Below are 21,120 nucleotides of genomic sequence, written 5' to 3'. Positions count from 1 at the left end.
TGTCGAACAGAGTTGACTGTCTTCTAACTTGAGTGAGGGTGCGTGCGGCGATTGTTTACAGGAACGATGTTCGGCTTGATGATGGCCGGGAGTGCGTGGGGACAGGCTGCGCCGGATGCTCCTGCAGTGCAGGCTGCGGCTGCGAGCGAGGCCAGCGGCGGAACGATTACGGGGACCGTGAAGGCAGGAGTAGTGCCTCTGCCGGGAGTTGCGGTGACCGCGAGCAATACGTTGACGGGAAAGAAGTACGCGACGACGACAGATGTGAACGGCGCGTTTGCGATGGCGATTCCGCGTAATGGGCGTTACGTGGTGAGGGCGGAGCTTGCTGCGTTTGGGACGGAGACGAAGGAGGTTCTGATCAACGCAGCGGGGGCGAACGGCGGCAAGCCTGTGCAGGTGGCGGAATTTGGACTGCAACTGGCTTCGAGGGTGCAGCAGCAGGAGGCGCGGCAGACGGCGGCGACGAGTGCGGGGATTACGCGTGGGATACAGGCTTTGAGTGTGACCGGCGAGGGCGGGTTGGAGGCGGCGGATGCGAGTGCAGGTGGAGGCAATGCGGGTGCGCAGCTGCCTTCGCTTGCGGGGATCGCGAATAGTGATGCGGCTGGGGCGGATTCGGTGACGGTGTCCGGCGCGGCGGGACAGACGAATGGGCTGGCGGGTTATAGCGAGGACGATATCCGGCAGCGGATTCAGGATGCCGTCGCACAGGCGCAGAGGCAGGGCGGGGCCGTGGGTGATATGGCGAGCAACGTTGCGGGGATGCTTGGCGGCATGATGGGTGGAGGCGGCTTTGGCGGACCGGGCGGCGGTGGTGGACGAGGCGGAGGCGGTGGTGGCCGCGGTGGCGGTGGAGGCGGCGGCGGGTTTCGCGGGTTCAATCCTACGCAGCCGCATGGAGCGATCTTCTATGAGGGCGGGAATGGGGCGTTGAACGCTGCGCCGTACTCGATTGCGGCGGCGTTGGGTGAGCCGGGCGCGGCGGTGGTGAAGCCGTCGTCGATGTCGAACAAGTTCGGAGTGAGCTTTACGGGGTCGCCGTATATTCCAGGGCTTACGAAGCCGAATCCGAAGCAGTTCATCTTCTTCAATCTTACGGGCGTGCGGAATATCACGCCGTACATCTACAACGGCACGGTGCCTACGCTGGCGGAGCGGGGCGGCGATTTTTCTTCGCTGGGGCAGACGCTGTATGACCCGAATACAGGGCTGCCGATTCCGGGAAATAATTTGAAGAATGCGACGGTGCCGATCTCACCGCAGGCACAGGCGCTGCTGAACTTTTATCCTGCGCCGAATGTTCCTGGAGCAGGGCTGCAGAATAACTACCAGACGGTGACGAACGGCGGCCAGAACTCGACCACGGCTGCGCTGCGATTTGTACGGAACTTTGGGCAGGCGAATACATTTGGCAGAGGCTCGCGGCGGCAGCAGGCGAATGCACCGAAGACGCTGCGCCAGAACATCAACTTCAACGGCAGCTACTCGCATACCGCGAAGGATCAGCGCAATATCTTTCTGCCGCTGGGCGGGACTATGGAGACGGATGGATACGGCGTCACGGCGGGGTACACGATCGGCTACGGGCGTGTGACCAACAATGCGTCGATCAACTGGAACCGATTACACTCCGTGACGGAGAACTACTTTACGAATGGGCTGACGAATCCAGCGTCGCAGGCCGGTGTGCTGGTGGGCGATAGCACGATCCAGAGCAATCCCTTCTACTTTGGCGTGCCGTCGGTGACGTTCGGCGGATCGACTGCGTTTACGGGGCTGTCGAATACTTCGCCGAGCGATGCGGTCAATCAGACGATCTCGTTCAGCGACTTTGTAAGCTGGAGTTTTAAGAAGCACAACATGCGGTATGGAGTGGACATTCGCAGGGTGCATGCGGACACGCTGGGCGTGAACCTGCCTTCGCTGCTGGGCTCGGCTTCGATTACGCCGCTGGGGGCGTTCAGCTTTACGGGATATGCGACGCAGAATCCGGCGACAGCGAGTTGTGTTTCAACGTCCGCCTCGACCTGTCCGGCGAGCGGGTCGGCGTTTGCGGACTTCCTGCTGGGCATGCCGCAACAGGCAGCGGTGCAGGCTGGGTTGAGCAAGACGTATCTGCGAGCGAATATCTTCGACTGGTATGCGCAGGATGACTGGAGAGCGACGGCGAACCTGACATTGAACTACGGGCTGCGTTATGAGTATTTTTCGCCTTACGTGGAGAAGGATAATCATCTGGTGAACCTCGATCACAACGCGGACTTCAGCGCGGTGCAGCCAGTACAGCCGGGACAGCAGGGAGAGTTCAACGGAGGATTTCCGCGATCGCTGGTGAACCCGGATCGAGCGATGTATGCGCCGCGGATGGGATTTGCGTATCGCCCGAAGCTGAAGTTCGCGAAGGACACGGTGGTGCGCGGGAGCTACGGGATCAACTACAACACGGGGCAGTACGCGACGATTGCGAATTATCTGGCGAATCAGCAGCCGTTTGCGGTGACGCAGACGAACATCGCCGGACAGCAGGGTTGCGGTACGGCGGGGGCGTTTACGCTGAGTGGGGCGTTCAACTGCTCGAACGCAACGGTGCAGAACAACTATGCGGCGAACCTCAACTACCGTCTTGGCCATGTGCAGATCTGGGATGTGGATATTCAGAAGACGGTGCCGTGGCAGATTGTGCTGAACATCGGCTACAACGGCTCAAAGGGCGGCAACCTGGATATGGTGCGCGCGCCAAACCGCACGGCGACTGGGCTTTTGAACTCGGATGCGCAGGCGTTCGCGTATGAAGACTCGATTGGGTATTCACGGTTTGAAGCACTGCGCGTGAATGCACGGAAGCGTATGACGAAAGGCATCTCGTTGGCAGCGACGTATCAGTACGGGCACTCGATCGACAATGCTTCGTCGGTAGGTGGAAGCGGGCAGACAGTGGCGCAGAACGATTTAAACCTGAACGCCGAGGAGTCGAACAGCTCGTTCGACATTCGGCAGAAGGTGACGGGAAACTGGGTGTTTGAGCTGCCGTTCGGGCCGAACCGGATGTTTCTTTCGCGTGGAGGATTCTGGTCGAAGGCGCTGGACGGATTTTCGTTATCCGGTGACTTTACGTTTCGGACGGGAAACTACTTTACTCCGCAGTATCAGTTGACGACGCAGGAGGCCGCGACGGGCACGGGCAATACGCTGCGGCCGAATCGCAACTTCGGCGTGCCGATCGGAGGAGCGAAGACGCTTGGCCAGTGGTTCAATCCGGCGGCGTTCACTACGCCTGCTGCGGGACAGTTTGGGACGGCATCGCGTAACTCAATCGAAGGGCCGGGGACGAAGGTGGTAGATGCGTCGCTCTCGCGCACGGTGCAGTTGGGGGATACGCGATCGTTTGAGGCGAGGGTGACTGCGGCGAATGCGCTGAATATCGTGTCGTTCACCGGCATCAACACGACGCTGAACTCACCTACGTTCGGGCAAGTAACGGGGGCGTCGACGATGCGGGCGCTTACCGTGTTTGCGCGATACAGATTCTAGAGAACTTTTGAGATTTATGTTATGGGGCTTGGAAGTACGAGGGACTATGCGGCGATTGATTACGGCGGCTCTGGTGGCGTGGATGGCGGGATCGCCGGGCTTTGCCCAGCAGCAGGCGAATGATGGCACCTTCACGATGAAGGTGCAGACCGACATTGTGCTGACGAACGTCGTGGTGCGGGACAAGAAGACGGGCGAGGTCGTGAAGGGACTGAAGGCCAGCGACTTTACGATCTTAGAGAACGGCAAGCCGCAGAAGATCGCCAGCTTCGACTACCAGAATGTGGATGAGGCGGCGGTGCTGCGGGAGAGGTCAACTGTAACAGGGAAGGCTACAATTGCAGATCTCGTAAACGGCAACTTTGCGGAAGATCCCAAGGCGTTGCGGGATCACCGATTGATTGTGATCTTCTTCGACCTGAGCAGTATGCAGCCGGAGGATATAGACCGTGCCGTCGAGGCAGCGCAGGACTTCGTGAACAAAAAGATGCAGCCGGCTGATCTGGTGGCGCTGGTGAGTATGGATACCAGTTTGAGCATGGACCAGGACTTTACCTCCGACAAGGCTGCTTTGTTGAGGGGGCTGGACAAGTTCAACGGGACGGAAGGCACGGGTTTTGCCAACGGAAATGAGGGCGGAGTCTCCAGCGGAACGTCCGATGATGGATCGAGTTTTACTGCCGACGACAGTGAGTACAACGCATTGAATACGGACCGCGAGCTGTATGCGATCCGCACGATTGCGAAGAGCCTGGAGCACGTGGATCAGCGGAAGAGTCTGCTGTACTTCTCGGGTGGGCTTACGCGGCAGGGTATCGAAAACCAGGCGAGTATGCGCGCGGCGACTAACGAAGCGGTAAAGGCGAATATGGCGATCTACAGCGTGGACTCGCGTGGGCTGGAGGCGCTGCCTGCGGTGGGAACTGCTTCGCAGGGGAGTTTGCGCGGGACCTCGGCGTATAGCGGAGGCGCGATGCAGAGCCAGCTGGACGCGAATTTCGCCTCGCAGGAGGTGCTGGGTACGCTCTCGTCCGATACGGGGGGCAAGGCGTTCTTTGACTCGAACGATTTTGCGCCGGCGTTTCAGCAGGTGCAGCACGACACCGAGGCTTATTACATTCTCGGGTTTCGTTCGACCGACACGCGACGGGATGGAAGCTTCCGGCATCTGACGGTGAAGCTGAACCGGCCGGATGCGAAGATCGACTACCGATCGGGATACTACGCACCGGCGGATTTTCAACACCAGAAGACGGAAGATCGCGAGGAGGCTTTGACGGACCAGATGCGGAGCGATCTTCCGGCCACCGATGTTGCGGTGTATCTGCAGGCGCTCTACTTCCGGTTGGCGGACAATAAGTTCTTCGTTCCAGTGTCGCTGATCGTGCCGGGTTCGCAGATTCATAGCGTGAAGAATGGCGATCGGGACAAGGCCAACATCGACGTGATGGGGCAGGTGAAGAACGCCGAGGGGATTGTCGTTGGCAACGTTCGCGACACGGTGAAGCTGGCGCTGGATGCGTCGCAGCAGGTGCAACGAAAGAATATTCAATACTCAACGGGATTTACGCTGGCGCCGGGCAAGTACCATCTGAAGTTTGTGGTGCGCGAGAACCAGACGGGCGCGATGGGCAGCTTCGAGACGGACCTGCAGGTGCCGGATATGAAGAAGACGGCGCTGAAGCTGAGTTCGATCGTGCTGTCGAGTCAGCGTGTGCCGACCACGGCGAAGAAGGTGTCGAACCCACTGGTGAGGGATGGCGTGGAGTGGATTCCGAATGTGCCGCATGTATTTCGGCAGGATCAGCACCTGTTTTTTCTGTACGAGGTGTACGATCCGGCGAAGCAGAAGGATGCGCCGGAGCCTGCGAGTTCGCCTGGACTGACGCGGCGCGAGGGCGGCCCGGTGCGCGTGTTGACCAGCATTGAGTTTCTGAGCGGAGGCGTGAAGGTGTACGAGACGCCGCTGGTAGAGGCTGGGGCGATCAATATTCCTGAGCGCGGGGCGGTGGCTTTTCAGTTTGACGTGCCGCTAACGCAGCTGAAGCCGGGCACTTACATCTGCCAGGTGAACGTGATCGATGACGCGGGGGGGAGCTTCAGCTTTCCGCGGATGGCGATGGTGGTGCGTCCGGGGGCAGCTCCGGTGGTGGCTCCGCCCGGCACTCCGGCGATGCCAACGCCGTAACGGACTGGCCTTATGTTTCTGTCGCGTAGTGGCTATTGACAGCGCCAGAAGCGGGGAAGATGATAGTGCCGAATCTCGTGAGGTACGCCCATGAGTACGCCTATCCGCTCCTTCCGCTCGTATCTTCTCTCCAGTCTGCTCCTGGCTGCGCCTATGTTGATGGCTCAATCGTCAGCGGGCACGGCTAAGAATGTGCCGTCTGCTCAGTACGTCAAGGACATGAATCATCAGAGCATTGACTGGCTTGCCATTCAACCGCATCTTCCCGATCCTGCGACAGCTACGCCGGAGAGGCTAGAGCTGGTCGGCGATGTGTTGCGCGCCAGGCGATTTCCTGAAGATGCCCTGAACTACTACATCTACGCGCTACAGCGTGGAGGGTCAGCGCCGGCGCTGCTGAATAAGCTGGGCGTCACCAACCTGGAGTTAGGTCGAACAGAGGTAGCGCGCGTCTACTTCCAGAAGGCTATTCGTCTGAAGAAGAAGGATGCAGAGGCGTGGAATAATCTGGGCGCTGTGGAGTATCTCGACCACCAGTTTGGAACGGCGATCTCCGACTATAATCACGCCATTAAACTGCAGAAGAAGTCTGCGACCTTCCATGCCAATATGGGGACTGCTCTCTTTGAAGAGAAACAGTTTGACCGGGCGCGGCATGAGTTCGACGTTGCGCTGACGCTGGACCCGGATATGTCGGAGCATCACGAGCTGACGGGGATCGCCGCACGGATGCTCTCGCCGGAGGACCATGCCCACTACTGCTTCGAGATGGCACGGCTCTACGCTCATCGCGGCGACGAGATCAATATGCTGCACTTTCTGACGCTGGCAAGCGAAGGCGGATTTGATATTCAACACGAGATGGGAACGGATGAAGTGTTAGCGAAGTATCGCAAAGATCCACGTGTGCTTACCCTGATACAGAACGCTCATGCGTTGCGGAGTGTAAGGGCGTCAGTTGGAGAAGCGCCTTCCCTGCCGCCAATGACACCGAGTGGACCTGCACAGCTGAACTAAAGCGGCTACTTGTAGGGGCAGTGACGACAATCGGAGTTGCAGCAGTATCCACGCTTGAGGTGGTAGGCCGCTGTGAAGACCATATACGGTCCTTCATAGTAGAAGTCTTCAGGCTGCAACTCCGGCACCGTCTCGTCGGACAGCGGTGCGGCTGCGGGTTTGGCGGCGTCCTGCATGGCTAGAACAATCTTAGACCTTGGGCGCTTGAGACGGTGGGGATCACTGCGGAGGCGAGGTCTGCGTCGAGCACGTCTGTGGTGGCGTCAGCTTCATCTGTATAGAGTTTGCCGTTGCGATAGAGAACCTGCTTGCCCGGAACTGCGGGGACGCGGTCGCCCGGGACGACGATACCAGCGAGGTTGATGGCGTCGGCTGCAGCGACGGAGATGATGGCGGAGCACTCGCGGGTGCGGGCAGCGCGGAGAGATTCGACGGCTTCGGGGAGTGCGTACTGCTCGCCGCCGAAGCCGGAGAGGAAGCGCCCGCCGCGGACTTCGCCACGGGCTTCGAGTCGACGAAGGATGCCGAGAAGATCGCGCCACCTGGGGGCGTTGGACTCGCGGGCGAGAAGATCGCGGAAGAGGACTCCGTAACGAGCGAGTAACTGGCGGGCGAAGGATTCGATGGCAGCGTCGGTGCGACGGGCTTGTTCGATTGCGGTTGAGGCAGCGTGAACCTCTTCGCAGAGCAGAGACCAGCGCCCGGCGGAGTTGCGAAGGACACGCTTGCCTGGATTTTCTGTGGTGGTGGATCGGCGGCGAGGATCCATACAGGCGCGGAGCTGGTCGAATCCATCGGCGGCGGCGAGGCCTGCGGTGGCTAGCTCCCAAAGCGCTTGCTGCGTCTGCTGACGGGTGAGGCTGGCGATGCGCTGAATGTCGTTGGCGAAACATGCTCCGCGCTGCTGGAGAAGATGGCGAAGCTGAAGCGCCTCGGGACTGAGAGCGGCGGCCAACTTCTCTTCTTCGACGCACTGCTGCGCGAGGGCGTGAGGGAGCCAGTCGGCGGTCTCGCGGATGTAGAAGGTGATGGGCGCGGCGTTGGTGGGGATGACGCGGCGCGGTGCGGCTCCATCGCCGGCGGACCATGCCGGATGAGGCGAGATGCGGCCCCAGCCGACGGCGCCGGAGAGGCAGAGGGCGTCGAGCCAGCGTGAGTCGTAGTTGGCCACGCGGGCAGGCAGGATGGTTCGCTCCCACTCGACAGCTGGAGCTTCGAAGCCTTCGAGTTGGCGAAGTGCCTCGAAGACCCCTTCTTCGCCGGAGAGCTGTGTCTGGGGCGCGAGGTGCTGCCAGCCGAGGAGCCAGCGCATGTAGACGGCAGGCGTGACGGGTTCGATCTGCTTGCGGAGCGTGGCCACGGTGCGGCGGTGGATGCGTTGCAGGATGCGGCGTTCGCACCACTCTATTTCGTGTTCGGAGTCTGTATTCGTTGATGTCTCTAGCGCGGGGTATTCGAAGGTGCCGCGCATGAGCAGGCCCTGCATCTCCATGGCGAGGAATGCCTGAAAGACTGAGGCGGCGTCGAGGTTCAGGTTGCTCGCAAGGGCTTTGGCCGTTGTGGGCCCGATGATTTGTAACCATCCCTGAACATACTTCTGTACGGCTTCTTCTTTTGTAACTGTATTTGTTTCATTAGTAAAACCGGACCAGAGTGCGACGACATGGGGAAGGCGTTCGGTTGCCACCCAACTGGGAGATCCGCCACAGTCAATGGTTTGGGCACGTCCAGTTTGGACGAGGCGTTCGTAAAAGGCAGGCCAGTGGCGGGTTTCGCTTTCATCTAAAGTGTGTAAAGGAAGCGCAATCAAGGAGTGGAGAAGGTCGTGGAGTTCGTGCTCGTCGCGGAGGTTGGGCCAGATCTCGCGACGGATGGCATCAATGGCGGCTTGATCGAGTCTTCCGGGGGCTTCGGGAAGATTGCGGCCCAGCGAGGTTGCGCGGGCGCGGCGCTCCTCGAGACCAGCCTCGTCGAGGAAGGCGTAGGGATTTGCGTTGAGGAGTTCGTGGGCGAAGACTGAGGGTGTAGGCGTGTCGACGGCGAGGCAGCGGATGGTGCCGTCTTTTATTCCACGCAGAAGTTCGATGAGGCCTTCGAGGTCCATCGCCTCCTGCAGAACATCCTGCATGACCTCGTTGACGAGCGGGTGATCGGGGATCTGAATGTCGCCGACGATGGTCTCGAAGCAGGCTGCGGCCTGAGGGAAGACGGACGCCATGAGATCTTCGGAACGGGTGCGCTGGATCTGCGGTGCGATGCGCTTTCCCTTGGAGAAGCGAAGGAGTTGAAGACTGCGGCCCGCGGCCCAGCGCCAGCGATTCTTGAAGATGGGTGAAGCGATCGCGGCTTGTTCGAGCAACTCCTTTGCGGTGTGTTCGGTGAGGAACTGAAAGACGTCGGCGAGCGGGAAGCTGTGCTGTTCGGCGAGGGAGATGTTGATGCCGTTGTCGGTGGCGGCGGCCTGGAGTTCAAAGTTGAAGCCACGGCAGAAGCGTTTGCGCAACGCGAGACCGAAGGCTTTGTTGACGCGGCCTCCGAAGGGAGCGTGAAGGATAAGCTGCATGCCGCCACCGTCGTCGAAGAAGCGCTCGGCGATGATGGTGGTCTTGGATGGCACGGCTCCAAGAACGCCGCGGCCGGTGACGATGTAGGCGATCAGTTGCTGCGCTCCGCTTGCGCAGACTCCGCACTGCTCCATGAGCCACGCGGCGGCAGAGGCGACCTCTGGCTGCGCCGGGGAGATGTAGCCGGGCGTGACGTTCGGGGTGAGGGTGGAGATCTGTTCGCGGAGCTCGCTTACTCCGTCGCAAAGAACTGCGGTGCGTTGTGGAGCTTCGCCCTCCCAGAAGGGCAGGCTGGGCGGTGCGCCGTGGGCGTCTTCGACGAGGACTCTGCCGACGGCCTCGACACGCTGGATGCGCCAGCTGGAGTTGCCGAGGAGGATGACGTCGCCGGGGCTCGAATCGACTGCGAAGTGCTCGTCAAGTGTAGCGATCTGAACGCCCTCCGGCTGGAGGATGACGTTATAAAGGGCGACGTCGGGGATGGCGCCACCGTTCGAGATGGCGATCATGCGAGCGCCACGGCGAGGATGGAGATGATGCTGGACACCGTCGCGGAGAAGGTAAGCGCCGTAGCGTCCGCGCGTGGATTCGATGCCCTCGCTGAGAAGCGTGAGGAGGTCGTTGAAGGCTTCGCGGGTGAGGTTTCGATACGGATAGGCGCGGCGGAGCGTGTTGAAGAGAGCTTCTTCCTCCCACGGCTCCGCACCACAGCAGGCCACGATCTGTTGCATGAGGACGTCGGCAGGCTGCGGAGGAATTTGTAACTGATCGAGTTCGCCGGCGCGCATTTTGCGTATGAGCGCTGCCTGCTCTATCAGGTCGTCGCGGGTGGTGGCGAAGAGACGACCTTTGGGGATGGCTCCGCGCCAGTGGCCCGCGCGGCCTACGCGCTGCATGGCCACGGCGACGGCGCGCGTGGTGCTGATCTGGCATACGAGGTCGATGTCGCCGATGTCGATTCCCAGTTCGAGTGATGCGGTCGCGATGAGGATCTTGATCTCGCCGTTCTTCAGTCGCTGCTCCGCGTCGAGGCGGAGGGTGCGGGAGAGCGAGCCGTGATGGGCGGCGACATGCTCCGTGCCGAGGCGCGAGGCTAGTTCGAAGGAGATCTTTTCGACGAGGCGGCGCGTGTTGACGAAGACCAGCGTGGAGCGGTGATTCTCCGCGTGGACCGCGAGCTTATCGAATATCTCCGACCACATGCCGTTGGTGGTGACAGAGCTAAGTTCATCGCTGGGAACTTCGATGGCGATGTCGAGCTCTCGGCGTTGGCCTACTTGCACGATGGTAGCGGGCGGGCGATCTTCGTGGATGCCGGTGAGGAAGTCGGCGACGAGTTCGATGGGGTTTTGCGTGGCAGAGAGGCCGATGCGTTGCGGAGGAGTGGCAAGGCCGGTGAGGAAGGCTCCGGGGCTGAGCCGGTTTGCGCCGGTTACGAGCGCGTCCAGGCGTTCGAGCGAGAGAGCGAGGTGGGCACCGCGCTTGTCGTCGGCGACGGCGTGAATCTCGTCGACGATGACGGTGCGAACGCGGCGAAGGTGTTCCCTGCTCTTGCCCGCGGTGAGGAGGATGTAGAGCGACTCCGGCGTAGTGACGAGGATGTGGGGCGGATGACGGAGCATGGCGGCGCGTTCTTTTGGCAAGGTGTCGCCCGTGCGGACGCCGGTGCGGATCTGAGGGCAGAGATAGCCGCGCTGCATGGCAAGCTGCTGGATCTCGGCGAGCGGGCCGTCGAGATTTTTCTGAACGTCATTGGAGAGGGCCTTGAGGGGGCTGACGTAGACGACCTGCGTGCAGGGTGCAAGTTGGCCGGAGAGCGACTCGCGGAGTAGCTGGTCGATGCAGACGAGAAAGGCAGCGAGGGTTTTGCCGCTGCCGGTGGGGGCGGAGATGAGTGTTGCTTCGCCCGCGAGGATGCAGGGCCAGCCGTGGGTCTGCGGCTCGGTGGGACTGCCGAATTTGGTGAGAAACCACTCGGCCGTGACAGGATGCGCCCAGGCGAGTGAGGGTGGAATCTCCAGCGGCATTTGCTGATTGTAGCGCGAGTTTTGTTCGATGTTTCTTCGCTGTTTCTTTTCTACATGTTGCCTTGGCCCACGTCGGAGGAGGCCGCTGCTTCGCTGGATTCGTCGAGGTACTGCTCGATCACCTTTTCGAGCGAACCCTGCGCGGTGAGGATGAAGTCGATGGCATCGCGGCCGCCGCCGAAGCCGCCCGCATTAGGCGTGACATAGTGCGCGACAGCCTTTACCTGCTGGCGTGCGTTCGCAGTCGCAATGGCTAGACCGCACTGACGCATCACTGGAAGATCGATGATGTCATCGCCGACGTAGGCGAGTTCATCGATGCTGTGACCGGTCTTCGCGAGGATCTCATTGATCGCGTGCATCTTGTGCGCCTGGCCTTGATAGATGAACTCAAGCTTGAGGTCGTTGGCGCGGATGGCCACGGTCTGGGAGTTGCGCTTGGTGATGATGCCGATGCGCAGTCCACCGAGACGGCCAAGCGAGATGCCGAGTCCATCGTGTGCGGCGAAGCCTTTGGCTTCGATGCCGTGACCCTCTGCGTTGGGGATGACGAAGATCTGGCCGTCGGTGAGGACGCCGTCTACGTCGAAGATGAGGACTTTGATTTTTTTGGCGCGGGCTTCAGCGTTCATGGAACGATGATACCTTGGCGGACCATTTGAGATGATCCGCCAAGGTTGGGGTTCGAAGGTAAGGTTAGCGCCAGCGGCCTTCGGTCCAGACGTAGCCGCCACCCCTGTGGTCCCAGTGGCCATCGACCCAATGGGCATGCGGACGCGGAGGCGCGACATAGCTTCCGGGAACCCAGACATACCGGGCTCCATCCCAGCGATGATATCCGCCGTGCCATGCCCAGTCGCGATGCTCGGGCGGTGGCGGCGGAATCCGTTCATAAGGCCGCGCGGGTGGTCCAACACGGACGACAACCTGCGCTTGCGCGATGCCTGCGGTCAAAAGCAGAACACATACGCCAGAGAAGAGGACTTTCTTCATCGTACAAATCTCCTTATAACTACTCACCGTTAGGACGTTATTTTCAGACAGTAAGTTGTTGTGGAGAAGACGAATCTTCGTCGGAGTTGTGGCCTGTTCGCTGGCTACAAAGGATTGGGATCCAGTGGGTTGTGCGGAACGGACTGCATGGCATCAGCCGGGTAGGGACGAAGCAGGTCGAGAGGCAGTTCACTTGTGGGGACGCTGCTCTCGTTCAACTGAGTGCGGCTACGGGTGAACCAGCGATCGTAGTCTTGCGGCTGAAGGATGACAGGCATGCGGTTGTGAATGGGTTCGACGAGTTCGTTGGCCGTCGTCGTCACGATGGCGAAGCTCTGAAGCCACGAACCGCTCGGATCTTTCCACGCGGACCATATGCCGGCGAAGGCGAAGGGAGAGTTTTGCGGGTCCTTCATCGTGAAGGCGTATGGCTTGGAGATGCGACGGCTCTGTGTGCCTGTCATGTCTTCGAGTTTCTTCCACTCGTAAAAACCATCTGCAGGAATGATGCAGCGTCGGCTCTCGAAGGGGATGCGCCACATGGCTTTGCCGGTGAGAGTTTCGGCACGTGCGTTGATGGTTGTTGCGCCTTCAAAGTCGCTGAGCGACTTAGCAAACTGCGGGACCAGTCCCCACCGCATCAGAACCATCTCGCGTTCGCCGGTCTTACGGTTGCAACGAATCACGGGCTGCGTGCTGTTAGGAGCGATGTTGTAGTCGGTGGGTGCGATGGTGAGGTGGCTGAGATCCCCCTTGATGCCGAATGTTTCGGCCAAACGCTGCTTGTCGGATCGGCGGAGGTAACGTCCACTCATAGCTCCGATTGTACTAGCGTACGCGAGCTAATGCATTGATTCTGCGACTCCTGAACGACAACTTCCGGCAGTGGGAGCAATGCGCAGGGAGCCGGAGGAGGAGGCCGTCTCCCTGCCCCGACGTCAAGGCTTCGCGGCGTAGGGAAACTCAAAGACGACACCTGCGATAGGCAGGACGACGTTGATCTGATGCGCATGCTTGTCGCGCTCGAAGTAGACGCGGCCGCGAGTCACCGCGTTAGGCTGAATCTCGACCGCAGCTAGGTTCTGTTGTGCGGCAGCTTTGTCGGCGGCTTCGCGGAGAGCTGCTTTCTTCTTCGCAGCGGCGTAGAGCGCATCGATATCAGGGGTTGCGGAGTTGGGCGCTACCGGTGCGGAGGATGCTTCAGCCGTGGAAGCCGTGCCCTCAGGCTTCGGAGCCTCTTCCGTCTGTGCGGCTGCCGGAACGGACGGCGGCGGAGGAATGTCTTTCAACTGCGCGGGAGGGATGTAGAGCAGAACCCTCGGCTTCGGCGAGACCACCTCGACGCGAAAGTCATCAGGAGTAAGGCTCAGCGGCAGGCCGGTGTTATTAGCGATGCTCACGTCGGCCCGGGTGTATTCGCCCTCTGTGGAGACCGAGACCATCACAACATAGCGAGGCGTGGCGATGACCTTGTAAGTTCGGCCGAAGAGAGTCTGATTCGTACAGCCAGCACTCGGCTGGCAGAGCATTACGTTATCAGGAAGAATCGTCTTTGAGACGTCAGAGGCGGCAGAAAATGTTGCAGAGGCGAGGGTACACGCCAGCGAGATACTTTGAATAAGTGTCATGTGGCCTCCTGCTCGAATAGCGCAGTGAGGAGACAGTAGCAGTTACTAGAAAGCTACTTAATGGCCCGATAGTTGTAACCAGCTTCTGACGAAATACCTCATCGCGGAGACTGGAATGCATAGTCTTTTGGGGACACGGGCAGGCCCTGCCGTCCTGCACAGACAGGATGACGGAGAACTCCTTCGCTGTAGCGAAGCCTGCTCAGTACTTATTCAACATGCACGCCAGCGCCGACGTAGACATGCCGACCTCCAGCGTGTCTCCATTTTTGAAGGAGATGATGCTGATGTCGCCGCCGGTCGGGGTTTTGCCGGGACGTGCAATCTCAATGGCGCTCGGGTTGATGCACTTTCCTTCGAGACAGATGAATTTCATGGCAGCACCTCCAGGTGTGGCAGAATCCTACCACCCTGGAGGTCGAACGCGTAGAGGAAGTTGTTTCGCCTGCTGCGGCGCTAAGTCAGCTTCATGTTGACGGGGTCCCATCCGACGACTGCGCCGCGCTCGTAGCTGAGATTGCTGAGCAGCGCGGCCCCCGCGGCACGGAAGCCAAACACCGCGTCTTCTTCCACCGGCTTGCGGCTCCGGACCGACTGGAAGAAGTTGTTGAAGTGGTCGTAGCTGTCGCTATAGCCGGATGGCGCAATGAACTTCTCGAAGTTCATCGAAGTCTCCGCAGGCTGGTGGCTGTTGGGATATTTGTCGTGATACGCGTCCAGAAGGCGCTTCTGCATGGCATCGGTGTAGGTGCCGATCGCGTATCCGGGAGCGCTTGGGCGCGGCGTGCGGCTGACGCTGACGGTGTTGCCAGCGATCTCCATCGTTCCTTCGGAGCCGGTAAAGATGAAGCCTTCGCTCTCATCGCCGCCGTCGACGAAGTTCACACGCAGACTAAGGTTGAAGCCCTCGGGATAATCGAAGAGCGCGAGCAGCACGTCAGGTACGTCGCGGCCATCCTTCCAGAAGCGCAGTCCGCCGGTCGCCATGGCGCGTGTCGGTCCCTTCGATCCGGTGATGAAGTGCGTTCCGCTGAAGAGGTGAACGAACAGATCGCCCGCCACGCCGCTGCCGTAGGCCTTCCACTTGCGCCACTGGAAGAACTGCTCCGCGTTGAACGGAATCTTCGGTGCGGTGCCCAGAAAGCGCGGCCAGTCGCAGGTCTCCGTGTTCGCATCCAGGGGCACCGTGTAGTTCCACGCGCCCATCGACGAGTTGCGATCCCAGCGCGCCGTTACAGTGTTGAGCTGACCGATCGCGCCCGACGCGAGCAGCTCCTTTGCCTTCGCATACACCACCGAACTGACGCGCTGGCTGCCGACCTGAATGACGCGATTCGTCGTCCGAGCTGTCTCAATAATCTCCGGCCCATCGGAGTAGAGATGGATCATCGGCTTCTCGCAGTAGACGTCCTTGCCTGCGTGCATCGCGTCCACGGCGGCCTGCCTGTGCCAGTGATCGGGCGTCGCGATGATCACCGCATCGATATCCTTGCGCGCCAAAATCTCGCTGTAGTTGCGCGTCGTAAAAAGATCGTTGCCCCACAGCTCCTTGCTGTGATCGAGCCTGCCCTGATAGCAGTCCGCAACGGCGAGCAGCTTGACGCCCGGAACCTGCAGCGCAACCTTCGTATCTCCCTGTCCCTGAATTCCCGCACCAATCAACCCAATCTGCAGATGGTCGTTTTTGGCGATGGCGCGCGCGGGCTCCTGTGCAGCGGCAAACATCGGCAAAGCGGATCCGACAAACGAGCCTGCCGCAGTCGCGCTCGCGGCCTTGAGAAAATTCCTTCGATTCAGTGAGTTCATTCTGCTCTCTATCTGCGGAGACGATCCGCCTTGTTCTACTTGGCCCATGATGACGACAGTTGAGTGTTCCCTATCGAGAGAATATTACGTCTCCATAGATCCATGCTTCGATGCACGATCGCTCCGCACAAGTGAACAAAGCGCGTGCCTCCGTACAGAGCATTTCGTTCACCGCGATCTCGAAGCATTTCTATACGCGATACGCGACTTTCGCCGGTAATTTCTCCCATGCATTGGTGCAATCCGGTGATATCTAAAGGGTGATATTTTTTTGTTGACGTAACCGGGCGTTCACAGTACTTTCTAAAAATCATTACTCATTTTCTGTTTTGGAACACTGTCTAGCCTTTCTCCCCAGCTAGTCTTCCAACAAAAATCCGCGCTCTGCGGGTTCCAGGATCTCTACGTCCTGAAAACAGTTTCATCAGTACTCATAGGAGTCCGTGTTCATGACCTGCCACTGGAAAAAGTGCCTTCCTCTCGTCATCTTCCTCTTCGCCGGCATCTCCTCTTTCGCCCAATCGATTCACGGAACAGTCTCGGGCATCGTGACGGACACGCAGGGAGCGGTCATCGCAGACGCTGCCCTTCAACTCACCAATCCGGCGACAGGACAGGTTCTCTCTGACAAGTCGAATAAGGCCGGCGAGTTCAACTTTCCAGAGCTTCCCGTTGGCACTTATCAGCTCACCGCCATCTTCGGCGGCTTCCAGACCAAGAAGATCGACGACATCCACGTCGAGGTCTCCAAGGTGGCGAACCTTAAGGTCGAGCTCAGCGTAGGCGCGGACAACACCATCGTGGATGTGAGCGCGAGCGGCGTGCAGACCGACACCACCTCCAGCGCGCTCGTTACCGTCATCGACTCGAAGTCCGTGCAGGATATGCCCATGAACGGCCGCGACTTCACGCAGATGGTGAAGTTCGCTCCCGGCGTCAATCTCAACAACTCCGTCAACGGCTCGCGCACGGCCAGCATCAACTTCCAGGTCGACGGCGCCGACAACGTGGACGCCTATCTTGGCATCGTTGCCTCCAACCAAGGCGGTATCGAAGGCATCCCCGGAGGTCTGATTCCCATCGAGGCTATCGACCAGTTCTCGATGCAGGCCGCCGGCGAAGCAGACCAGGGGCGCAACGCAGGAGCCACACAGAACATGGTGTTGAAGTCCGGGACCAACCAGATTCACGGAGACCTCTTCTACTTCAACCGCAACGAATTCTTCGCCTCCATCTCGCCCGTCGCGCCTGTCGATAGCCGCAAGCCGGTCATCCGCAACAACCAGTTCGGCTTCACCCTCGGCGGCCCCATCTGGAAAGACCACACCTTCCTCTTCCTCGCCGGTGAGATCCAGCTTGCGAAGGCGAACAACGCCATCTCCGACACCGTGCTGAATGATGCGTGGATCTCAGCAGGAACCACCTTCCTGCAGAAGTACAACCTCGCGCCAAACCCAGTCACCGTGGCCCTCTACAAGAACGTGTACCCCGCGGTAGCCAACGGCGCAGGCGCCACTACAGGAAACTACTTCGCTGACGCGCCCTCGAACTACAACAGCTACAACGGCGTCATCAAGCTCGACCATCGCTTTACGGATAAGGAGACGCTGTCGATTCGCTATCTCGGCACCACCGGCAGACAAACCGCGATCACGAACTCCGACTACGCTCCGTTCTTCCAGACCGCGCCGATGCACATTCACAACTTCTCCGTCGTGCAGACCTCCATCTTCACCAGCCATCTGTTGAACGTGGTGACGCTGGGCACGAACTACTTTCTCCAGACCTTCAACGATGCTGATCAGAACTTCAATCCCGCGACCTGCTGCGGCCTGAACCTCGGCCTCACCGGCATCATCGCCGCAGGATCTCCCACCGTCACGATCACCGGCTTCGATGAGATCGGCGCCACGCAGCCCTCCGGCCGCACCGACGTCACCGGCCACGTTACCGACTCGCTCCACTGGACCATCGGGGCTCACTCGCTCAAGTTCGGCGGCGAGTATCGCCACGCCAACATCAACCTTCTCTACTTCTCAAACTCACGCGGCACCTTCGCCTTCGACGGCACGCGCGGTCCATGGAATAAAGGCACCGCAACCGACAACGCAAACTGCCTGGCGATCGGTCAAGTCACCAGCACAGGCGCCTGTAGCTCTTCCATTCTCTCTCTCGCCGACTTCCTGAATGGAACACCAAGCAATGCCTCCGGCGCCAAGCTGCTTCAGGGAGATGCACAACGCGTCTATCTGCTCAACACGGCCGATGCCTGGGCGCAGGATGACTACCAGGTCTCCCCGCACCTCACCGTCAACTATGGAATCCGCTACAGCTTCCCCGGAGTCGTCAGCGACGCGAAAGACGATCTGTACAGCTTCGTGCCGGGCAAAGGTTTCGTCAGGCCTCTTTACAACCAGTACTACACCGCCTTTGCTCCACGCGCCGGCTTCTCCTATTCGCCGCTGGCAGACAGCCGCACCGCAATTCGCGGATCCTTCGGCCTCTTCTACGACGTTCCTCCCATGAGCAACATGGTGAGCGGAACCACCAAGAACGGAGGCGCGCAGTACACGCAGAACAATCCCGCAGGACCTGACCCAGCCGTGATCTACTCTGCGAGCAACGTACAGTTCGCCTACAACGTAAACGCCTTCACAGGAGCCGCGCCGCCGCAACTTGGCGCGATGGGAGTCAATCCCAACTTCAGAATTCCTTACAGCATGAACTTCAGCCTGAACATCGAACAGCAGCTCTCGAATACGACACTCTTCACGGTTGGATATGTCGGGACGCAGGGACGCCGCCTCGCCATTCTCTACGATCTCAACCAACCCATCGGCTACGCGAATGGCAGTTACATTCGTCCCTTCTCCGCGACGAGCTATCCAGGCCAGACCATCACGAACACCAACACCCTGGCTGGTATCAACCAGGTCAACTCGGGCGCGAGCTCAAACTACAACTCGCTGCAGGTCACGCTCCGCCAGAGCATGTGGCACGGCATCACCGCGACCATGAACTACACGTGGAGCCACTCCATGGACTACGCCTCCTCGGAGGTCAACCCGATGAATAGCTACAACCTCAAGCAGGACTACGGCGCCAGCACTTTCGATCGGCGAAACGTACTCACAGGCTTCGCCTCGTACGACGTTCCGCAGCTGGGACACTTCGCTCCGCGCCTCACCAAAGGATGGCAGGTCAACGCCTTGTACACCTTTACGGGAGGCTCTCCGCTCAGCCCGCTGATTGGAAAAGACGTCAGCCTTACCGACCAGAACAATGACCGTCCGAACGTTGTAGCCAACGTCAAGGCATACTCCGGGCGCACGCTCAAGACGGTCTCGAGCGCACGCCAATATCAGTACCTCAACCCCGCCGCATTCGCCTCACCCGCCACCACGCCCACCTTCGGCGTCTACGGCAACGAGCAGAGAGATGCCTACTACGGTCCCGGTCTTGGCGACGTAGACTTCTCCCTCTTCAAGCACACGCCCATCACCGAAAGGGTCAACACCGAGTTCCGCGTCGAGTGCTTCAACATCGCCAACCAGGCCAACCTCGCCAACCCCAGCGTGACCAGCATCACCAGCAGCACCTTCGGCCTCGTCACCAACACCTACAACGGATCTCTTGCGCCCGGTCTCGGATTCGGCGAACCACGCAACGTGCAGCTTGCACTGAAAGTGAGCTTCTAAGCATGATCAACATCGCATACCGGCCTGTAAAAGCTATCGCCGCAGCACTCATCGCTACAACCTGCCTCCTGCCCGCGTCTCCTCTCGCGGCGCAGGAGGCAGCACCCGAGAAGATCGACCTCACCGTCCTGCACGACATCAAGACCCAGGCCTTTCAGCACTCGCAGGTCATGGACCATCTCTTCTACATCTCCGAGGTCTACGGCCCGCGCATCACCAGTTCACCCAACCACCGCGCCGCTGCCGAGTGGATCGTCAAGCGCCTTCAGTCATACGGTCTGCAGAACGTCCACCTCGAACCCTGGGGACCCTTCGGAAACTCCTGGCAGTATAAAAAGTTCTACGGCGCACTCGTTGAACCGAACTACGCACCGCTCATCGGTTTTCCGCTCGCATGGACGCCCGGTACCGACGGCCCCGTCACCGCCGAAGCCGTACTCGCTCCCATCCACACTCAAGCTGACTTCGAAAAGTACAGAGGCAAACTCAAAGGCAAGATCGTCCTCATCGCAGATCCCAAAGTCATTCTGATGCACACGGAACCCGAAGCCCACCGCCTCACCGATGAAGAGATCGAAGCCCGTACCATCGTCTCCGATCCCTCTCGCCTCGGTCCCGGCGGCGGAGGCGCAGCACGCGGACGTGGAGCAGCAGCAGCACCTGCACCTCCCGTCGTGGATCGCACCGCGGCCCTGCGTCTGCGCAACGACACCAGCAAGTTCCTCAGCGACGAGGGCGTGCTCGTCGCCGTCAACTACGGCACCAACGGCGACGGCGGCACCGTCTTCGCATCCTTCGGCGGCTCGCAGGATCCCAACGATCCCGTCCCGCCCCCCATGGTCGCCATCACTCCCGAACACTACAACCGCATCGCTCGTCTCATCGAACACCACATGAGCCCCAAGGTCACCTTCGACATTCAGGCCGAGACCTACAAGACGGATCAGATGGGATTCAACGTCGTCGGCGAGATCCCCGGCACCACCAAAAAAGATGAGGTCGTCATGCTCGGCGGACACCTCGACTCCTGGCAAGGCGGAACCGGCGCCACCGACAACGGCACCGGATCCTCTGTCGCCATCGAAGCCGTCCGCATCCTCACGCAGCTCCATCGCCCCATGGCCCGCACCGTCCGCATCGCTCTCTGGGGCGGCGAAGAAGAAGGTCTGCTCGGATCGAAGTTTTACGTCCAGCATCACTTCGCCCCGCGCGACACCATGAAGCTCACGCCCGAGTACGCGAAGCTCGACGCCTACTTCAACGACGACAGCGGCAGCGGACGCTTTCGCGGCATCTCCTCCGACGGCAACGACGAGATCGCCGCCATCTTCAAACAGTGGGCAGCTCCCATCCGCGACTTGGAATTCCAAGCCGTCACTGGAGCCACCGCCGCTCCCACACGCGAGCCCGGCGGCACCGACTCCACCAGCTTCTCCTGGATCGGTCTCGACGGCTTCGGCTTCATGCAGGACCCGCTCGAGTACGCAGCCCGCACCCACCACTCCAACATGGACCTCTACGACCGCGTTCAGGTCGGCGACGTCATGCAGGGTGCCGCGATCGAGGCATGGTTCGTCTACAACGCAGCAACCCGCCCCTCCATGCTGCCTCGCCTCGATACGCCGACCGCCGCACCCGCGTCGTCTACCGGAAACTAACCAATAC

Annotated in this window: 13 protein-coding genes; 5 read left to right on the top strand and 8 right to left on the bottom strand. The window is 60.1% G+C overall.

The genetic code is table 11. The features are described from left to right. The first annotated feature begins 42 nt into the window (after positions 1 to 42). The 3 genes from GSQ82_RS05890 (at position 43) to GSQ82_RS05880 (ending at position 6,739) form a co-directional block, all read left to right on the top strand. On the top strand, positions 43 to 3,534 hold the full coding sequence (locus tag GSQ82_RS05890; protein ID WP_254061445.1) for a carboxypeptidase-like regulatory domain-containing protein: 3,492 nt from the start codon (positions 43 to 45) through the stop codon (positions 3,532 to 3,534). 46 nt (positions 3,535 to 3,580) lie between these two features. Then, a complete protein-coding gene (locus GSQ82_RS05885; RefSeq protein WP_158791118.1) occupies positions 3,581 to 5,722 on the top strand; it encodes a VWA domain-containing protein in 2,142 nt (713 codons plus the stop codon). Between the two features lie 90 nt (positions 5,723 to 5,812). Beyond that, positions 5,813 to 6,739 carry a tetratricopeptide repeat protein gene (locus tag GSQ82_RS05880; RefSeq protein WP_158791116.1) on the top strand — a complete coding sequence of 309 codons (927 nt, stop codon included), beginning with the start codon at positions 5,813 to 5,815 and terminating at the stop codon, positions 6,737 to 6,739. A 5-nt stretch (positions 6,740 to 6,744) separates the two neighbouring features. Here GSQ82_RS05880 and GSQ82_RS05875 read toward each other — a convergent pair whose 3' ends face one another. The 8 genes from GSQ82_RS05875 to GSQ82_RS05840 form a co-directional block, all read right to left on the bottom strand. Further along, positions 6,745 to 6,915, bottom strand: coding sequence for a DUF5522 domain-containing protein (locus GSQ82_RS05875; protein WP_158791114.1), 171 nt, complete (start codon positions 6,913 to 6,915; stop codon positions 6,745 to 6,747). 2 nt (positions 6,916 to 6,917) lie between these two features. Continuing rightward, positions 6,918 to 11,330 carry a DEAD/DEAH box helicase gene (locus GSQ82_RS05870; protein WP_158791113.1) on the bottom strand — a complete coding sequence of 1,471 codons (4,413 nt, stop codon included), beginning with the start codon at positions 11,328 to 11,330 and terminating at the stop codon, positions 6,918 to 6,920. A 50-nt stretch (positions 11,331 to 11,380) separates the two neighbouring features. Beyond that, the gene (locus GSQ82_RS05865; RefSeq protein WP_158791111.1) at positions 11,381 to 11,962 is read right to left on the bottom strand and encodes an HAD family hydrolase; all 582 of its coding nucleotides are present in this window, start codon (positions 11,960 to 11,962) and stop codon (positions 11,381 to 11,383) included. 64 nt (positions 11,963 to 12,026) lie between these two features. After that, on the bottom strand, positions 12,027 to 12,323 hold the full coding sequence (locus GSQ82_RS05860) for a YXWGXW repeat-containing protein (protein ID WP_158791109.1): 297 nt from the start codon (positions 12,321 to 12,323) through the stop codon (positions 12,027 to 12,029). Positions 12,324 to 12,427: 104 nt separating this feature from the next. After that, the gene (locus tag GSQ82_RS05855; protein WP_158791107.1) at positions 12,428 to 13,138 is read right to left on the bottom strand and encodes an SOS response-associated peptidase; all 711 of its coding nucleotides are present in this window, start codon (positions 13,136 to 13,138) and stop codon (positions 12,428 to 12,430) included. 123 nt (positions 13,139 to 13,261) lie between these two features. Continuing rightward, positions 13,262 to 13,951 carry a hypothetical protein gene (locus GSQ82_RS05850; RefSeq protein ID WP_158791105.1) on the bottom strand — a complete coding sequence of 230 codons (690 nt, stop codon included), beginning with the start codon at positions 13,949 to 13,951 and terminating at the stop codon, positions 13,262 to 13,264. A gap of 202 nt (positions 13,952 to 14,153) precedes the next feature. Next, positions 14,154 to 14,327, bottom strand: a complete 174-nt coding sequence (locus GSQ82_RS05845) for a hypothetical protein (protein ID WP_158791103.1) — start codon at positions 14,325 to 14,327, stop codon at positions 14,154 to 14,156. A gap of 80 nt (positions 14,328 to 14,407) precedes the next feature. After that, the gene (locus GSQ82_RS05840) at positions 14,408 to 15,757 is read right to left on the bottom strand and encodes a Gfo/Idh/MocA family protein (protein WP_158791101.1); all 1,350 of its coding nucleotides are present in this window, start codon (positions 15,755 to 15,757) and stop codon (positions 14,408 to 14,410) included. Positions 15,758 to 16,206: 449 nt separating this feature from the next. Between GSQ82_RS05840 and GSQ82_RS05835 the strand changes: the two genes are divergently transcribed. Then, a complete protein-coding gene (locus GSQ82_RS05835) occupies positions 16,207 to 19,455 on the top strand; it encodes a TonB-dependent receptor (protein WP_158791099.1) in 3,249 nt (1,082 codons plus the stop codon). A gap of 2 nt (positions 19,456 to 19,457) precedes the next feature. Next, positions 19,458 to 21,113, top strand: a complete 1,656-nt coding sequence (locus GSQ82_RS05830) for a M28 family peptidase (protein ID WP_254061444.1) — start codon at positions 19,458 to 19,460, stop codon at positions 21,111 to 21,113. The last annotated feature ends 7 nt before the right edge of the window (positions 21,114 to 21,120 follow it).

It is taken from the genome of Granulicella sp. L60 (genome assembly GCF_009765825.1).
GTDB lineage: Bacteria > Acidobacteriota > Terriglobia > Terriglobales > Acidobacteriaceae > Edaphobacter.
Note: the sequence above shows the minus strand (reverse complement) of the source record. Positions and strands in the feature narration are given on the sequence as shown.